The 16,388-nt window shown below is 71.6% G+C and carries 15 protein-coding genes and 5 pseudogenes; 7 read left to right on the top strand and 13 right to left on the bottom strand.

All coding sequences use genetic code 11. The annotated features are described in order from the left end of the window. The first annotated feature begins 91 nt into the window (after positions 1–91). Genes M446_RS00825 through M446_RS00815 form a run of 3 tightly spaced genes read left to right on the top strand, consistent with a single transcriptional unit; the run spans position 92 to position 3,198 of the window. Positions 92–1,234 carry an ABC transporter permease gene (locus tag M446_RS00825; RefSeq protein ID WP_012330164.1) on the top strand — a complete coding sequence of 381 codons (1,143 nt, stop codon included), beginning with the start codon at positions 92–94 and terminating at the stop codon, positions 1,232–1,234. Further along, positions 1,200–1,961 (top strand): ABC transporter ATP-binding protein, encoded by a 762-nt coding sequence (locus M446_RS00820; RefSeq protein ID WP_265576500.1) that lies wholly within the window; start codon positions 1,200–1,202, stop codon positions 1,959–1,961. The genes M446_RS00825 and M446_RS00820 overlap by 35 nt, the downstream gene beginning before the upstream one ends. A gap of 1 nt (position 1,962) precedes the next feature. After that, complete coding sequence (locus M446_RS00815) at positions 1,963–3,198, top strand: HlyD family secretion protein (RefSeq protein WP_012330162.1); 1,236 nt, start codon at positions 1,963–1,965, stop codon at positions 3,196–3,198. A gap of 511 nt (positions 3,199–3,709) precedes the next feature. Here M446_RS00815 and M446_RS34570 read toward each other — a convergent pair. Further along, entirely contained in the window at positions 3,710–4,027 is a 318-nt protein-coding gene (locus M446_RS34570) for a hypothetical protein (protein ID WP_265576499.1), read from the bottom strand. 297 nt (positions 4,028–4,324) lie between these two features. Between M446_RS34570 and M446_RS00810 the strand changes: the two genes are divergently transcribed. After that, positions 4,325–4,531 carry a DUF3606 domain-containing protein gene (locus M446_RS00810; protein ID WP_018262955.1) on the top strand — a complete coding sequence of 69 codons (207 nt, stop codon included), beginning with the start codon at positions 4,325–4,327 and terminating at the stop codon, positions 4,529–4,531. Between the two features lie 194 nt (positions 4,532–4,725). On the opposite strand, the pseudogene M446_RS34565 reads toward M446_RS00810, so the two are convergent. The 4 genes and pseudogenes from M446_RS34565 to M446_RS36630 all read right to left on the bottom strand — a co-directional run. Then, positions 4,726–5,273, bottom strand: a pseudogene (locus tag M446_RS34565) (IS701 family transposase); the annotation flags it as partial. Positions 5,274–5,394: 121 nt separating this feature from the next. Continuing rightward, positions 5,395–6,093: a thioesterase II family protein gene (locus M446_RS38650; protein WP_265576676.1), complete on the bottom strand. Its 699-nt coding sequence runs from the start codon at positions 6,091–6,093 to the stop codon at positions 5,395–5,397. A 114-nt stretch (positions 6,094–6,207) separates the two neighbouring features. Then, positions 6,208–6,831 (bottom strand): annotated as a pseudogene (locus M446_RS38645) (thioesterase II family protein); the annotation flags it as partial. Positions 6,832–6,882: 51 nt separating this feature from the next. Continuing rightward, on the bottom strand, positions 6,883–7,395 hold the full coding sequence (locus tag M446_RS36630) for a hypothetical protein (RefSeq protein WP_150108558.1): 513 nt from the start codon (positions 7,393–7,395) through the stop codon (positions 6,883–6,885). A gap of 29 nt (positions 7,396–7,424) precedes the next feature. Between M446_RS36630 and M446_RS36625 the strand changes: the two are divergent. Continuing rightward, a pseudogene (locus M446_RS36625) lies at positions 7,425–7,991 on the top strand (thioesterase domain-containing protein); the annotation flags it as partial. A gap of 146 nt (positions 7,992–8,137) precedes the next feature. Here the strand turns inward: M446_RS36625 and M446_RS36620 are convergent. From M446_RS36620 to M446_RS38640, 8 genes and pseudogenes are all read right to left on the bottom strand, one after another. Further along, positions 8,138–8,260, bottom strand: coding sequence for an ABC transporter ATP-binding protein/permease (locus M446_RS36620; RefSeq protein WP_150108557.1), 123 nt, complete (start codon positions 8,258–8,260; stop codon positions 8,138–8,140). Next, a pseudogene (locus M446_RS39565) lies at positions 8,257–9,795 on the bottom strand (ABC transporter ATP-binding protein); the annotation flags it as partial. The gene M446_RS36620 and the pseudogene M446_RS39565, both read right to left, overlap by 4 nt. Before the next feature lie 82 nt (positions 9,796–9,877). Then, positions 9,878–10,402 (bottom strand): ATP-binding cassette domain-containing protein, encoded by a 525-nt coding sequence (locus M446_RS39560; RefSeq protein ID WP_415926928.1) that lies wholly within the window; start codon positions 10,400–10,402, stop codon positions 9,878–9,880. Then, a pseudogene (locus tag M446_RS39555) lies at positions 10,291–11,625 on the bottom strand (ABC transporter transmembrane domain-containing protein); the annotation flags it as partial. The pseudogene M446_RS39555 and the gene M446_RS39560, both read right to left, overlap by 112 nt. 98 nt (positions 11,626–11,723) lie before the next feature. Continuing rightward, positions 11,724–12,152 (bottom strand): hypothetical protein, encoded by a 429-nt coding sequence (locus M446_RS00780; protein WP_083784611.1) that lies wholly within the window; start codon positions 12,150–12,152, stop codon positions 11,724–11,726. Continuing rightward, on the bottom strand, positions 12,137–12,898 hold the full coding sequence (locus M446_RS00775; protein ID WP_050777452.1) for a hypothetical protein: 762 nt from the start codon (positions 12,896–12,898) through the stop codon (positions 12,137–12,139). Before M446_RS00775 ends, M446_RS00780 begins: the two co-directional genes overlap by 16 nt. Then, a complete protein-coding gene (locus tag M446_RS00770) occupies positions 12,880–13,983 on the bottom strand; it encodes a TonB-dependent receptor (RefSeq protein WP_236728928.1) in 1,104 nt (367 codons plus the stop codon). The genes M446_RS00775 and M446_RS00770 overlap by 19 nt, the downstream gene beginning before the upstream one ends. Beyond that, positions 13,883–14,878, bottom strand: coding sequence for a Plug domain-containing protein (locus M446_RS38640; RefSeq protein ID WP_083784609.1), 996 nt, complete (start codon positions 14,876–14,878; stop codon positions 13,883–13,885). Before M446_RS38640 ends, M446_RS00770 begins: the two co-directional genes overlap by 101 nt. Positions 14,879–15,013: 135 nt before the next feature. On the opposite strand from M446_RS38640, the gene M446_RS00760 reads away from it, so the two are divergent. Together M446_RS00760 and M446_RS00755 are read left to right on the top strand one after the other, a co-directional pair. After that, on the top strand, positions 15,014–15,778 hold the full coding sequence (locus M446_RS00760; protein ID WP_012330156.1) for a hypothetical protein: 765 nt from the start codon (positions 15,014–15,016) through the stop codon (positions 15,776–15,778). Between the two features lie 108 nt (positions 15,779–15,886). Further along, entirely contained in the window at positions 15,887–16,309 is a 423-nt protein-coding gene (locus M446_RS00755; RefSeq protein WP_012330155.1) for an EF-hand domain-containing protein, read from the top strand. The last annotated feature ends 79 nt before the right edge of the window (positions 16,310–16,388 follow it).

Here is a 16,388-nt window from a genome sequence, read left to right as displayed (position 1 = left end):
CAGGCGGATTTGGCATGAGACGGCGGGTGGAGATCCCGAACAAGCGGACCGCGAGCACCCAGTCGGCAGATTTTCCCCAGAGGAGCGGTTGATGAACGGTGTGGCCGTCAGAATGCTCATCCGGGATCACGCCAAGTATCTTGGGCTCGTGTTCGGTATCGCCTTCTCGACGATGCTGATGTCGAACCAAGTCGCGATCTTCATCGGCCTGATGCTGCGCACGGCGAGCCAGATCATCGACGTTCGCGAGACCGACATCTGGGTGATGGATCCGCGCGTCGAATACATCGACGTGGTCGAGGGAATGGCGGATATGCAACTGCACCGCGTGCGTGGGGTGGAGGGGGTCGACTGGGCCGTCCCGCTGCACAAGAGCCTCCCCGTCGCGCACACGCGGGAGGGGGTGCTGCAGCAGGTGATCCTGCTCGGCGTCGACGACGCCACGCTGGTCGGCGTCGCACCGCACCTGGTCCTCGGCGCGGTCGAGGATCTCAGGCAGCCTGATGCCGTGATCGTCGACCGGGCGGGATACCAGTTCATGTGGCCCGGGGAAGCGCTCGCCCTCGGCAAGGAATTCGAGATCAACGACCGCCGCGCGGTGGTCGTCGCGATCTCCGAGGCCTCCGCGCCCTTCGCCACCTTCCCGGTCGTGCACACCAAGTATTCCAGCGCGCTCGGCTTCGACGGGCGCTCCCGCAAGCAATTGTCCTTCGTGCTCGCCCGCGCCCGTGCGGGTCAGGATCCGCGCGCGCTCGCCAGGCGGATCGCCGCGGAGACGGGCCTGAAGGCCCTGACGTGGCGCGACTTCGCCTGGGCCACCGTCGAATACTACATGAAGCGGACCGGGATTCCGGTGAATTTCGGGATCACGACGGCCCTCGGCTTCATCGTTGGCGCCGTCGTCGTCGGACAGACCTACTACCTGTTCGTCCTTGAGAACCTGCGCCACTTCGGCGCCCTGAAGGCCATGGGTGTCGGCAATCTCACGATCGTGCGCATGGTCCTGCTCCAGGCCGTGGTCGTGGCGAGCATCGGCTACGCCATCGGCATCGGGTTCTGCGCCGTGTTCTTCGAGGTGTTGTCGCGCACGGCGATCGACTTCCGCGGCTTCGCGCTGCCCTGGGAGGTCGCGGCCGGAACGGCCGGCGCCGTCTTCGTCATCATCGCCGTCGCGAGCCTCGCCAGCATCCGCAGGGTGCTTGTCGTGGATCCCGCGATCGTGTTCCGGGGCTAGCGCGATGGGCAGTGCCTCCGCCATCGTGCGCTGCAGCGGCATCACGAAGACGTTCACCGCGGGCGAAGACCTCGTCACGGTGCTGCACGGGATCGACTTCGAACTGCCCGCAGGTGAACTCACGATGCTGGTCGGTCCGTCCGGTTGCGGCAAAACCACCCTGATCTCGATCATCGCCGGCATCCTGAGCCCGACCTCCGGGGAGGTCTCGATCTGCGGCGCGTCGGTCACCCGCATGGGGGACCGGGAGAGAACAGCCTTCCGACGCCGGACGATCGGCTTCATCTTCCAGCAGTACAACCTCCTGCCGGCGCTGACCGTCGCCGAGAACGCGGCGATCCCGCTGGTCGCCGCGGGGATGCCGATGAGGCGGGCGCTGGAGCGGGCAATCCCCATTCTGACCCGCCTCGGAATGGCCGGCCACGTCGGCAAGACCCCGAATCAGCTCTCGGGCGGGCAGCAGCAGCGGGTCGCGATCGCGCGGGCGCTGGTCCACGAGCCCCGGCTGATCGTCTGCGACGAGCCGACCGCTGCGCTCGACGCCGACACCGGTCGATCGGTCCTCGAGCTCCTCAAGGCCGCCGCGCTTGCGGAGGACCGGGCGGTCATCGTCGTCACCCATGACAGCCGAATCTACTCCTTCGCGGACCGGATCACGGCCATGGAGGACGGGCGAATCCGCTCGGCCCGCGTCGCGCAGGCGAGGATGGGATCGGAGGTGGCGTGACATGACCGGCAGTTCCGTCCTGCTCCGCTTCGGCGTTCCCGCGCTGGCCGCCGGCCTGTTCGGCTTCACCGCCTGGTCCGTTTCGGCGAAGTACGATCCCCGGCCGATCACCGAGCCGGTGATCGCGGCGCCGGCCAACTCCTACGCCCAGGGGGTGTCCGCCGCCGGGATCATCGAGCCGGCGAGCGAGGTGGTCGCGATCGCCACCGAGCGCAGCGGCGTCGTCTCCCGCGTGGAGGTCGTGGCCGGCGCCGGGGTCACGGCCGGACGGCCGCTCTTCTCCGTCGACGATCGTGAGGTCCGGGCCGTTGTTGCGCGGCATGAGGGCGCGCTCGCGGCGGCCGAGGCCCTCCTGAGCTCGGCCGACCTGAACATCGCGATGCAGCGTCACAAGATCTCGCAGGCGGCGGCGGAACTCGAGAACGCTCAGGCTGAATCGAGCCGGGCGGAGCTCGACCGCCTCCGGTACGCGTCGCTCGCCCGCGGGTCCTGGGTTTCGCGCCAGCGCTACGAGGCGGCCATCGCGGATGCGGGGAAGGCCGCCGCGGCGGTCGCGGCCGCCGAGGCCGCGGTCGCCGCAGCGAAGCAGCAGAGCAAGGTCCTGACCGCCAAGCGGCTCGAGGCGGAGGCCAATGTCGCCCAGTCGAAGGCGGCGCTGGAGCAGGCGCGCGTCGACCTCGACAGGACGGTCGTGAAGGCGCCGATCGACGGCAAGATCCTCAAGGTCAATGTCCGCGTCGGCGAGTACGCGCAGGCGGGCGCGCTGTCCTCCCCGCTCATGATCATGGGAAGCGCGGATCTCCTGCATGTCCGCGCCGATGTCGACGAGGCCGACAGCTGGAGGATCAACGCGGGCAGCCCGGCCGTCGCGCGGCTGCGCGGCAACCCGAAGATCTCCGCCCCGCTGTCCTTCGTGCGCATCGAGCCCTACGTGGTGCCGAAGCGGTCGCTCACCGGCGCCAGCACAGAGCGCGTCGACACGCGGGTTCTCCAAGTGATCTACGCGCTGCAGGTTTCCGACTTCCCGGCCTTCGTCGGCCAGCAGGTCGACGTGTTCATCAAGACCGATTCGCCTCAGGGCGTCGCGGAACTTCGCCGAGATCCCGCGGAGGTGGCGCGGCCGCTGCCTGCCTGCCCGCAATCTCTCGCGACGCACCGGGGATGCCGCATACCTGGGCAGGCGGACGCCCCGTGGCAACAAGCCCAGGGCACCCAGATCGGCCAACCCGCCGATTGACGGTGATCCACTCGACTCCGCCGTGAGCGAGTGGGACCGGCTCCGGGTCCAGCGAGTTCGGCCCGCGCCTTGGTGCGGAAGTCCGCCTCCAGCCACGGGCGCTCGCGCGCCCGGGCCAAGAAAGCCTTACGGTCCACCTGTTGGCGATGGTGTCAAGGAGGTCGCCCGCAATCGCCGCCGCGTCATACCAACGGCTCAGGATGCTGACGCATCGAGCCGTTGCTCCATCTCGAATTTTCGATTTCAAGCCAGAGGCTTGGCGAACCAGAGGCTTGGCGAACCAGAGGCTTGGCGAAAATTCGAGAGCCGCGGAACCGCCGAGCCACGTCTCCCATTGGCGTAAGAAAATAAGCTCAAAACACCGAGTAGCGAGGGCGCCACAACAATGATGCTGGTCATTACATTAGTATAACATACCGTCGCCAATGTACATCGGTCGCCCCATGGACCGTGTCCAGGTCTGTTGCAGCGCTCGTCCGTCTCGGCGGACGCACTCAAATAGTTTGCGCGCTCAATGTGAGCGCCACTCGGCAGGGATGAGATCCTCTCCCCGCTCGCTGCCCGCGCCAGCCGTTTTGGCTGCTTCCTGAGCAGCCTCTTGCTTGCCGAGCTGCCGCAGGCGCACTGGCTCTGCTGCCGTTGAGGCCGTCAGCTGCAGGATCTTCCGAATGGCCGACAGGTTCCCTGCCCGGGCTTTGGCGAACAGCAATCCTATCGCCTGGCACCGGCACCGAGCTTGGCCGTACAGGAGAGCGTCGCGCTGATCACGCTGCAGGTGGGCAACTGTGATCCGAAGTGCCGCTGCGATCGTCTCCAACCTCTCGCCCACGGCGGCCACTTCCTCCACCACGAGCCCAGGGCCAGTTGCTGGGACAGGTCGCGGCGACGGCTTACGTCCGGCACCCGGCCTTGCACCTCCGCGCCCGATGCCCAAAGATCTCGTCATCGCAATCTCCTTTTGGTGAAACGCCGCAGCTGGCAAAAATCTTTGCATGAGACCCGATGCGGTATTTTGTCCTTGGATTTCTATAATTTTCGGGATCCCCCGCCCCGTAGGACCTTTGCCTCGCTGGATACCGTCGGGAGCGTCCCCACATGTGGACCAGAGAAGATGAGGAGGAGCGCCATGGCAGAAGCTGTTCACGGCCAGCCTGTCGGTGATCCGGAGGTCGTGCTTCTGGACGATCCGGGGACACGAGCATTCTGGGCCCGACGCTTCCAGGAGCCTGCCGAGAAGATCGAGCAGGCAGTCGAGGAAGTCGGAAACGATCCGGCTCGTGTGGCCCAGTATCTCGGGAAGCCCTGGCCGTACGAGAAGAGCGGCATCGTCTGACACGCGCCGAGTGGGATGACGGTTGCCTGCGTCGCTTCAGATGCGCCTCTTGGGCTGCCGCTTGGTGAGCGCGTCTCCAGGCTGACCAAGCGATGACGACAGCGGGCCCAATGCGTCGCTGTGCTGGCCGCATCGCCACGCGCCGGATCTCCTGGACCGACCAGGGCACCGGCGGGCGTGGCGATGAGCGCGGGTTTTGGGGGCGCGCCATTTGCCAACCGGCGGACCCGCGCCAGCAAGGCGAAGGCCAGCATCACCAACGGGACGTGCCCGTGCCAGCCATGCCGGGAGCGGCTCTCGTCGTGGGCCAAGCCGAGTTCCGTCTTGGCGGTCTCGAAGGCATCCTCGATCGCCCAGCGCCGGCCCTCCACCGCCACCAGCCTCGTGACGGGCGTGCCGGCGGGGCACCAGGTCGTGAAGGAGGCCAGAGCCCCGTCCGACAGGCTGCGCCGGACCAGCAGGCCGCGCGTCCACTCGCTCTCATCGAGGGCCGGATCCAGGGCGCTGGCCGGCAGGGTGGCCAGAGGCAGGTAGGCCCAGTCGAACAGGCGCGCCCCTTCGGGCCCGCCCCAGCTGACAGGCGGATCCAATCCGTCTCCGCGAGCCCCTTGGCGATGTCCTCGGCCGTGCCGGCAATGGGGCGTTCCGTGATCCAGGACCAGACGCTGTGTTGGCCGGTGACGCCCAGCACGCAGCCTTTGGAGGCGCGCCGCAGCGCCATCTCGATCTCGCTCACCCCCCAGCCATGGGCGCCGGCCCCCGCCGGCGCGAGGACCAGCAGCAACGGGAACGCGGCGCGTCCCTTGCCGCGGATCCACCTTGCGAGGGGCTTCCGTCCGGGCGGCGGGGGGACGCGGCCGGCATCAGCCGGCGGCCGCCGCGAGGCGGGCGAGGCGCTCGGCGAGGGCGCTCCGGACCGGCGGGTCCGCGAGGTAGAAGTGCCCGCCTGCCGGGTGCCAGCGCGCGCAGCCGGAGCGGGTAACGGCCTCCCACCCGGCCATGTCGGCCTCGCCGATTTCGGCGTCGTCCTGCCCGCGGATCGCCAGGATCGGGCAGTCGAGCGCCTCCGGCTGGGGGCGGTGATAGGGGTCGGTCAGGGTGAAATCCGCGCGGATCGCCGGCAGCATGAGCGCCATCAGCTCCCAGTGTGCGAGGATTGCCGCGTCGGTGCCGCCGATGCGGGCGAGTTCGGCCAGGAGCGCGTCGTCCGCCAGCGTGTGCCGCCACGGCTGCGGCGTGGGGACGTCCGGCGCCCGCCTCGCCGAGACGACGAGGTGGGCCGGGACGAGGCCGCTCCCTTCGAGGCGGAGGGCGGTCTCGTAGGCGATCAGGGCGCCGAGACTGTGCCCGAACAGGATGACCGGACGGCTCCAGTCGAGATGCGCGGCGAGGAGGTCGGACAGGGCGCGGGCGACGCCCGCGAGGTCCGCGCGCGGCGCTTCGCCGAAGCGGCCGCCGCGCCCCGGCAGTTCGACGGGGCAGACCGCGACGCCCGCGAGAGCCGGCACATCGAGCCAGGGCCGGAAGAACCCGGCATTGCCGCCCGCGTGGTGGAAGCACACGACCTGCGGCCGGCCCCGCGGCGGCGAGGGCGTCAAGGGGAACCAGGCGCGCGGGTCCTCCGCCGCGGGGCCGGACGGTGGTCCGGCAAGCCGGCCGGCGAGGAGGCGGGCCAGCGCGGGTCCCTCGTCACGCAGGGCGAAGTGGCCGCCGGGCAGCCTGTGGAGGGTGAAGCCGGCCGAGGTCCGGGCCTCCCAGGCCTCGACCGCCTCCATCGACACCAGGGCGTCGGCTTCAGCCGCGACCGCCAGGATCGGGGCCGCGACCACCGCCTCGCTGCGGTAGCCGGTCGCCATGGCGAAGTCCCCCTCCAGGGAGTCGCGCAGCGTCCCGAGCATCCCGTCATGGGCCAGGACCGCCTCGGCGGTGCCGCCGAGGCGGCGCAGCGGCTCCGCCCAGCTCTCGCCCGGCCGCGGCAGGAGCGATGCGGGGACCGGCCGATCCGGCGACGGGCAGGCGCCCAGCATGAGCAGGCGCGCGACGGTCCCGGTCTCCTCCAGCCGCCGCGCGAGGGCGAAGGCGATCTTGCAGCCGAGGCTCCAGCCGACGAGGGCGAGAGGCCGGTGCCGGACGGAGTCGAGGAGCGGCAGCAGCGCCTCCGCGGCCGCCTCCACGCTGCGGAAGGCAGGCTCGCCGACCCGGTGCTCGCGCCCCGGGAGCTGGACCGGGCAGAAGCGGACGCCCTCCGGCAGGTGCGCCTCCCAGCCGCGGAAGACCGAGGCGCCGCCCGCCGCGAACGGGAATGCGAGGACGTTGGCGGCGGCCTCCGGGTGCGGCCCGCCGAAGGGGAATCAGGCGCGCGCCGCCCGCACGGCCGCGTCGGCCTGCTCCAGAAGGCCGGCCATCCGCCGCGGGCGTCCGCGCAGGTGGGCCGCGTCGCCCGCCTCCGGCCGCCCGGCCGGTCCGGGCCGCCGCCGCGCCCGCAGGAGGCAGTAGCGGATCCGCCCTGCGGCGAGCCGGTCCCACAGGGGCGAGCCGGGCAGGGCGAAGTAGCCGCCGACCGCCTCGACGAGGTCGGGATCGGCCCGGCGCAGGCGCTCCACGACGCCGGCGGGCGCCGCCGCGCGGGCCGCCAGCACGCCCTCGCGCAGGCCGAGGCCGGGGCCGGGCCGCGCCCGGCCCTGCTCTGCGGCGGGCCGGGCGCGCCGCTCGTCTGCCTGCACGCCAGCGACGGCTTCGCCGCCGCCTACCGCCCCCTCGCCGAGGGGCTCGACGGCGCCAGAGCCGTCCTCGCCCTCGACGCGCCGGGTCTCCGGCCCGGCGAGGCGCCGGTCGACCGTCTCGACGTCCTCGCGCACCGGCACGCGCATGTCTCGGGCCGGCCCCTGAGGGCGGCCACCAGCTCCTCGGCTGGTCGATGGGCGCGCACACGGCCTGGCAGCTCGCTCAGGACCTCCTCGCGGCCGGCGAGCCGGTGGCGCGCGTGATCCTGGTCGATCCCTCGCCCCGCGCGCCCTTTGCAGGAATCCGCTCCCCGGGCGGCCTGCTCCTCGCCTGCGCGGGGGACGCGGCGCGGGCCGCCCTGGCGGCGGACGGGCACGATGCGGGGTCGATCGATGCCATGCCGGAGGCGGGGCGGCGCGGCCTGTGGCGCCGGCTGCTCGCGGGCCAGGGCCTGCCCGCCTCGCTCCTCGCCGACGAGGCCGGGCTGGATCGCTTCCTCGGCGTGGTCGCCGCCAACCTGCGCGCCATGATCGCGGCGAGGCTCGCGCCGCTGCCGGCCGGCCCGGAGGTCACGGTCTTCACCGCGGCCCGGCGCCCGCCGGGCTGGGGCGATGCCCTCGCCGAGTGGGAGACTCTGCTCGCCGGCCGCGCCACGCCCATGCCGGTCGAGGCGGACCATTGGTCGATCCTCGGCGCCCCGGACTTGGCGCGGCGGATTCGGGCGCTGCCGCGATGAAAACCAGCAGCCGAGGATGCCGAGGCGTCATACGACATCCGGTTGATTGCTTCGCAATGCGGATGTCGTATCACCCCGGTCTCGGGTAGGCCCGAGATCGGGAACCGATGGTCCTCCTCGACGACCGCCCGGAGAGGAGAGGCGCGTCAGCCCCTCAGCCGCCAGCGCTCGGTGTCGCGGTAGGCGTCCCAGAGGTCGCGATAGTGGGCGCAGCGTGCCTCGAGCTCGGCCGGCGTGCCGCTGTCGACGACGCGACCGGCCTCCATCACCACGATGTGGTCGGCCCGCGGATGGTCTGCAGCCGGTGGGCCACCATCAACACGGTCCGGTCCCGGAACAGCGCCCGCAGCCCTTCGCCGACACCGTGCTCGCTCTCCGCATCGAGGGCCGAGGTCGCCTCGTCGAGCAGCACGATCGGCGCGTCCTTGAGGATAGCGCGGGTGATCGCGACCCGCTGGCGTTCGCCGCCGGAGAGGTCGCGCCCACCCTCGCCGAGGACCGTGTCGAAGCCCTGCGGCAGGTGCGCCACCAAGTCCCCGCAGCAGGCCCGCTCGGCCGCCGCCCGGCACTCGGCCTGCGACGCCCCGGGGCGGGCGAGACGAAGGTTGCCGGCCAGCGTGTCGGCGAACAGGATCACGTCCTGCGGCACGACTCCGAGCCGGGCGAGGTGCCGATCCAGAGGCACCGCGCGGATGTCCTGCCCGCCCACCGTGATCCGTCCCGCCTCGGGGTCGAAGGCACGCGCGATGAGCGCCAGCAGCGTCGACTTGCCCGCGCCGCTCGGGCCGACCACCGCCGTCACCTGCCCGGCCGGGAGCGCGAGGTCGAACCCGTCGAGCACCGGCCGGCCCGGCCCGTAGCCGAAGCGCACCCCCTCGAAGCGGATCTCGCCTGGGCGGACCGGCTCAGTCCCGTCCTCCAGGGCCGGCTGCGCCAGGATCGCGGCCGCGCGGGCATGGGCGTCGCCGACGAGGCGCATCATGAAGCCCTCGCCGAGGGAGGCGTCCAGGGGGGCGAGCAGGAGCAGCAACACGAGGAGCGCGACGGCGAGGCCGGGCGCGTCGATCGCGCCATTCGTGAACAAGGCGACCGCGACGCCAACCAGGGCGAGCACCGCGAGGTCGAGGAGGATGCGCGCGGCGCTCACCTGGGGAGCCACGGTGCCGATCGCCCGCTGGTAGAAGGCGTGCAGCGCCTCGACTTGCCGACGGTAGGCGCCCCGCTGCGCGTCGACCTGCCCCATCGCGCGCAGCACCGGCAGGCCGGCCAGAAACTCGACCATGCGCTCGGCGGTCTCGGCGACGAGGCTCGCCTGGTCGCGGGCGAGCCGCGCGAGGGCGCGGTCGAGGCCCCGGTAGGCGAGGACGGCGAGGCCCGCGAGGACGAGCGCCGCGGCGAGGAAGAGCGGGTGCACCGCGCCGAGCGCCGCAACCAGCACCAGCGAGAGCGCGGCCTGCCCGACCTGGCGGCCGAGGCCGTAACCCGCCTCTTCCTCTATCCAGCGAAAGCGGTTGGTCACGAGGTCCGCCAGGCCGCCCGCGCCGACCCGCGCGAGCGCGCCGAGGCCGAGGCGCCGCAGATGGGCGAACAGGTCGAGCCGGAGTTCTGCCACGGCGCCATAGTCGGACTCGAAGCCGCGGGCGAAGCCGACCGGCATCACGGCGATCCGGGCCAGGAACGCCCCCGCCACGAGGGCGGTCGCGGCGAGCGAGCGCCCGTCCGTCCAGGTTCCCGCGGCGAGGCCGTGGACGACCCACGCCGCCGTCAGGAGCGGCACCGCGGCGAGCCCCGCATCGGTGGCGAGGAGGGCGAGCCCGATGCGGTAGCGGACCCGCATCCGGGGCTCCATCCGGCGGGTGAGGTCGCGCCACCAGGAGACCGGGCGCTCAGCGGGCTGCGGCATGGTGTGCATCCTCCGGAAGGCCAATGCCGCCGGGGCCCGCGGCGCCGCCGTTCTGAAGCGACCAGTAGCGGGCGTAGCGGCCACCTCGCGCGAGCAGCCCGGCATGGTCGCCGCTCTCCGCGATGCGGCCCGCGTCGAGCACCACGATCCGGTCGGCATCGACGATCGAGGCGAGGCGGTGGGCGATGACGAGCACCGTCCGGCCGCGGGCGAGGGCGCCCAGGGCGCGCTGGATCTCGCGCTCGTTGACCGGGTCGGCCGCTGCGGTCGCCTCGTCGAGCACCAGGATCGGCGCGTCGCGCAGGATCGCCCGGGCGACGCTGAGGCGCTGGCGCTCGCCCCCCGAGAGCGCCGCCCCCCGCCTGCGAGCACCGCCTCGACGCCGCCCGGCAGGCCGGCGACGAAGTCCGCCGCGCGGGCCCGCGCGAGGGCCTCGGCCATGGCCCGCGGCGTGGCCTCGGGCGCCGCGAGGCGCAGGTTCTCGGCGACCGTGCCGGTGAACAGCCAGGGGTGCTGCGGCACGGTGCCCACCAGGGCGTGGAGCGTGTCGGGCGCCATATCGCGCAGGTCGACCCCGCCGATCGTAATCCGGCCCTCGTGCGGGTCCTGGGCGCGCAGCAGCAGGTTGGCGAGCGTCGTCTTGCCTGCCCCGCTCGCGCCGACGAGCGCCGTGACCGTGCCGGGCTCCAGCACGAGGTCGATCCCGTCGAGCACCTTGCGCTCGCCGCGGCGGAAGCCGACGCCCTCGAAGCGCACGGTCCGGTCCGCCGGGCTCACGGGGGCGGCCGGAAGCGGCAACGGCGCCTCGGCGAGCAGGGCGTCGAGCCGGGCCAGCACCTCGCCCTGCTGCGCGAAGCGGAAGGCGAAGTTCGGCAGGCGGGTGACGAGGCCGCCGAGGCTCGGCGCGAAGACGACGAAGAGCACGAGGTGCGCGACCGGCAGATCGCCCCGCGCCAGCAGCCACAGCCCGAGGGGCAGCACGATCAGCAGGCCGGAGGTCACGCAGACCTGGAGCAGCGCGCTCGCCCGCAGCACCCGGCGCACCCAGTCGCCGATCACCGCGAGGTAGCGGCCGGTCATGTCGCGCAGGCGCGCGAGGGCCCGGTTCATGTCGCGCAGGCGCGCGAGGGCCCGGTCGTCCTCGTCGAACAGGCGCAGGGTCGGCAGCCCGGCGACGTGCTCGGCCGCCCGCGCCGCCATCTCGGCGCTGCGCTCGTAGTACGCGCGGGTGATGTCGGCCGAGCCGCGCGTCGTCGCCCGCATCGCCGCGAGGCCGAGGAGGATCGGCAGGGCGGCGGCCAGGGCGAGCCGCCAGTCGAGGGCGAAGAGGCCGACGAGGACGATCAGCGGCGCGGTGAAGGTCGCGGTCGCCTCCGGCACGAGGTGGGCGATGCCGTCCTCGATGCTCTCGACGTCGTCGAGGACGAGGCGGCGCAGGGCCTTGCCGCCGTAGCGCTCGAACACCGCCGCCGGCACGCGGGCGAGGTGCTCGGCAAGCGCCAGGCGCAGGTCGCGCTGCACGTCGACGGCGATGCTGTGCGAGAGCGCGGTCGAGCCCAGGAAGGCGAGACGACCCGCCACGACCAGGGCGGCGATCCCGGCCACGGTCCAGCCCATCCGGGCCCGGTCGGGCGCGGGCTCCAGGGCGTCGCGGATCAGGCGCGTGACGCCGAGCTGCCAGGCGAGGCCGAGGAGCGCGGCGAGGAGGCCGAGCGCGATGGCGGCCGCCATCGCCCGCGGTCGCGTGCGCAGGAGGCCCGCGAGGCGGGCGAAGGTGGCGCCGAGCCCGCCCGCGGGCGGGGAGGAGGGCGCTGAGGGCTCGGGCGCGCTCACGCGGCGAGCCATGCTCGCGCCTGGGCGTCGGCTTCCGCGTCGCTCGCGACCACCCTGTACGGGTAGGGCAGGAAAGCCTTGTTCATCAGGGACATCGCCTTCACGGCGAAGGACCCGCGCCGCGCCGCGTCGGGCTCGACCCGGACGGCGCCGGCGCAGAGGCGCTTCTGGGCGTCCTTGCGCGCCTTGAACCAGGCCCGGTACGCCTTCATGAAGCGCGAGGAATCCTTCGGCATCTCCGGGCCGTGGAAGACCAGCACGAAGCGCTCGTCCCTGGCGAGCAGGGCGTCGAACTCGGCGACGCGGGCCTCGGCCTCGGCATCGGGCACGCGATCGGGCATCCGGTAGCGGGCCACGGGCCAGCGCGAGAGGTCGAAGTCGCCTGAGGCGGGAGGGGTGCCGAAATCCGTCATGCCGGTCTCCATGGTCTCTCCGGTTGAGGGCAGGGCGGCGCCGGTCGCGCCGCGGCCCGGGCCGGCCTGCCGCGCCGCGCGCGGCACGAGGCGCGCCGCCGCGAGGCCGGGCCGGTGCTCGCGGAGCGCCGAGGCGCCGAGGCGCGCACGAGGAAAGGCTGGCTGAGGCCGAGGACCGGCGTCGCCCTAACCAGACTCGCGGCCGTCCGGCCCGCCGCCGCGATCAGGTCCAGGAGCAGGGCGCCGCCGACTGGGAGGCCGAGGAAGGAGACCCCGGCCTGCGCGGCGTTGCCCCGGCCGCGGTGGCCCGCCGGGAGGGTCTCGACGGCGAAGCCGTCGCAGGCGCTGCCGATGGCGGCGTTGGCCAGGGCGGCGGCGATGAGGCAGACGAGGAGCGGCGCGAAGGCCGCGGGGCCGATCCCGGCCCCGGCGGCGAGCGCGAGGGCGGAGAGTACGGCCCCGCAGGCCACGCTCGCCGACATGCGTCGCCGTCCGGCCGGCGGCAGGCGGTCGCGCTCCACCGCTCCCGACCACAGGCCCTCGAGCACCCGGGGCAGCAGGGTGAGGGAGACGAGCCCGATCCGGTCGAGGGGCTGGCCGGCCTCGCGCATGACGGCAGGCAGGCCCACCCGCGCGATCCCCATCACGACGCTCCGGGCGACGGACATCCCGCCGATCGCGGCCGGGACGGGGACGAGCGGGGCCTCCAGCCCGACGGCGGTCCCGGCGCCCAGCCGCATCAGAACCTCGTCCGCCATGACAGGCCCACGATCCGCGGCTGGCCGATGGTGCTGAGCGTGGCCGGGCCGTAGGCGAAGCTGTAGGTTCGGTAGGTGCGGTCGGTGAGATTGGTGACGAACAGGCGCAGGGTCGAGGCGGGATCGAAGACGACGTCGAGCCCGGCATCGAAGGTCGTGAAGGAGCCCTGCGAGAAGGTATTGGCCGGGTCGAAGTAGGTGCGGCTCACCGTCCGGGCGGCGCCGGTGAGGGCCATTTGGGCCGGCAGCCAGGTCTGGTCGATGAGGTAGCGGAACCCGACATTGGTCACCAGGTCCGGCGCCTGAGGCGTGCGGCCCCCGGCGATGCGCTGGCCCGTGATCGGATCGGCGTAGCCGGAGAACTCGGAGCGGCCGAACGCGCCCTGCGCGGTCAGCGTCAGACGGTCGGTGGGCCGCAGAGCCAGCTCGACCTCGACGCCGGTGCTGGTGCCCTCGGCGGCATTGCGCAGCACCTGGAAGCCGACCGGGCCGGCGTTGATCTGCTGGTGGGAGGTTTCGATGCGGTAGAAGGCACCCGACACCGTCGCGAGGCCGTTCAGCATCTCGGTGCGCGCGCCGACCTCGTAGTTCCAGGCCCGCTCCGGCTTGTAGGCGACGGCGTCGAGGGGGTTGGAGACCGCGCGGTTGAAGCCGCCCGGCTTGTAGCCCTCGGAGACGAGGGCGTAGACCCGCGTCGTCGGGTCGACCTGGTAGCCGAGGGAGACCTTCGGCTGGAAATTCGTGAAGCTCGCGTCGTTGTCGAAGTTGAAGCCGAAGCTGCCGCCGTTGAAGCCGATCGACGACCAGTCGACCGCAACACGGGTGCCGACGGTGAGGTCGAGCCGGTCGGTGAGCGCGTAGGTGCCCTCGCCGAACACCGCGACGCTGCGCGCATCCACGTCGTTGCGCGTGCCCGAGGCGCGGCGCGTGAACTGGTTGTCGAGGAACACGACGCCCGCGACGCCCTTGAACGGACCAGCCCCATCATAGGCCGCGCGGAACTCCTGATAGACGGTCCGGTAGGTCTCGGGGAAGGACTGCCCGAAGATGCGACGGTTGAGGTCGACGGCCTGGAACGACGTCACGCTGGTGAAGGTGACGTCGTTCAACCGGTAGTTCATGGTCAGGCCGGCCGTCGTCGTCTCGCGCCCCAGGACGCTGCAGGGGAACGGGATGACGGAGGAGCGGAAGGCGCGCCGCTTCACGTCGGAGTCGAGGATGTAGGTCTCCTCGCGCGAGCGCAGCGTGCGAGACGATCAGGCTGGCGTCGAAGGCACTCCCGAGCGGCGCGTAGCGCAAAGCAGCGCGACCACCGAGGCCGTTCCACCAGTCGACGTCGTCGCGATGGCGGTCGATGTCCCGGATCTGGCCGGTGAAGGAGCGCTCCTTGAAGCCGAGATCGAGGAACATCGCGTCGGGGATGAGCACGCTCGTCGTCAAGGTGCCGATCTCGAACAGGCGCTCGGAGGCGGTGCCGAACACGTCGGCGCGGGCGAAGCGCGGCTTCTCGGTCGCGATGTTGAGCACGCCCGCGAAGGCGTTCATCCCGTAGAGCGTGCCCTGCGGCCCGCGCAGGAGTTCGATCCGGCCGACGTCGAAGAGGTCCTGCGCCAGGTTCGCCGAAGCCTGAGGCACGCCGTCGACGTAAACCTGCATGACCGGGTTGTAGAAGTCCGGCGAGGAAATGCCGCGGACCGTGAAGTTGGCGTAGGCGCGGTTGCCGCGGCTCTCGATCACGATCCCGGGCAGGACCTTCTGCAGATCGCTCACATCGCGCACGTCGTTGTCGGCGAGCCGCGCCGCCGTCACCGCCGTGACCGAGGCGTCGACCCTGTCCAGACGCTGCTCGCGCTTGTTTGAAGTAATGATCACTTCGTCGAGCTTGATCTCGCCCCCTGCCGGCTGCGACAGGGCCGGAAAACCGACAAACGTTGCTATAGTCGTAACAAAAACTGATGATATCCTGCCTGTTGAGAGCATTTCTAAACTGCCGCAGTGCCGTCGAAATCGCCAGTGGTGTCATCATCTTTTTCGATGGATGTTGTCAAACGCTTTCGGGGCCGGCATTAACGGCATCGGTACTAAGTCGAGTCTTCGCACATGGGAGAACGGGGCGTGTCGTCGGATCCACATCGCGACGGGCCGGCGGAGGCCGCACCGGTCGCCTCCTGGCAGGAGGCTGTGGCGGAGGGACTGGCCCGCCTCGGCTGGTCGCAGAGCGCGCGGATCGATCCGATCGCGTCCGACATCGCCATCGTGGTGGTCGACGCGTTCCTGGAGCGGGACCTCACGGTCGATCTCGCGGGGGCATCGACCTTCTCCCTGAGCATCGTGCTGGAGGGCAGCGGACGCCTCTCGGCGCGCGGCGTGTCGCCGGTTGAGGCGGAGGCCGGCACCGCCGTGCTGTTCGCCTGCAACGGTCCGGCCTCCGGGGAAGACCTGTTCCGCGGCGGCCGGCGCTTCCGAATCGTCGATCTGCGCTTTGAGGAGAGCTTCCTGTTGCGGACCGGCGACGCGCGCCTGACGGATCTCGCGGAGCGCCGCGACGAGGCGACGGACGGTGTGGCCGCCGCCCCGTTCCTGGTCGGCTTCCCTGCGCCGGCCTCGCTCGCATACGGCTTGTTCGGCTGTGCGCGATTTCCGGAATTTCGATTTGGGCTGCCGAAATGGCCGATGATCACGCGAAACCGGCCTCTCGGAAGTCCCGTGCGTCGCGACTCCGGCCTTCCCCGTTCGGGTAAGCGCAAGCTTGAAATCGGATTCGGCCTCCCCGGACAGTGTCTGCAGGGACTTTCAGGCGCCGGGCGACAGGCGCTAGTCGCGGCCGAGTTGAATGGCATCCGGGGGGAGCCTCTCGGGTGTGTCCCCCGTCTGTGCTAGATTTCCCGTGCTCGCCGCACCTAAAGCTCGCGCGGCGGGCAGCGGGCCGGGTCTCGCATTGCACGGTCAGGCTCGGCCCGTTCCCGGTAGCAGCCGAAGGAGGGGTCCATGACCCTCGCCACACTGGTGCGCGTGACCGCTCTCACCGCCATTCTCGCTGCTGGCGCAAGCTCCAGCGCGACCGCCCAGACACCAACGGCTCCGATGAGCACGCCCGGCCAAAGCGCCCAGCCTCCTCAGCCTGGGATGCCGGGCATGATGGGAGGCATGGGAGGCATGGGAGGCATGGGCCAAGGCGGCATGTGTGGAATGGGGATGATGGGCCACATGATGGGCGGGATGAACAGGGGCATGATGGATGACGGCCTCAGGATGAGAATGATGTTCGCTATTGCCGATACGGATGGAGACGGGTCCCTCTCGTTCGACGAGGTGACAGCTATCCATAGGCGCATCTTCAATGCCGCCGATACCAACAAGGACGGCAAGGTGACCCTTGAGGAGCTGCAGAAGTTCCTTCGGGGACAGTAGCTGCGGCCCGAGTCAGCGACGGCGGCGGAGGCGTCGATCATCTTCACGCTTGTGCCGCCGCCCCCTCATCCTGGCGCCT

Source organism: Methylobacterium sp. 4-46 (genome assembly GCF_000019365.1).
Classification (GTDB): Bacteria; Pseudomonadota; Alphaproteobacteria; order Rhizobiales; family Beijerinckiaceae; genus Methylobacterium.
Note: the sequence above shows the minus strand (reverse complement) of the source record. Positions and strands in the feature narration are given on the sequence as shown.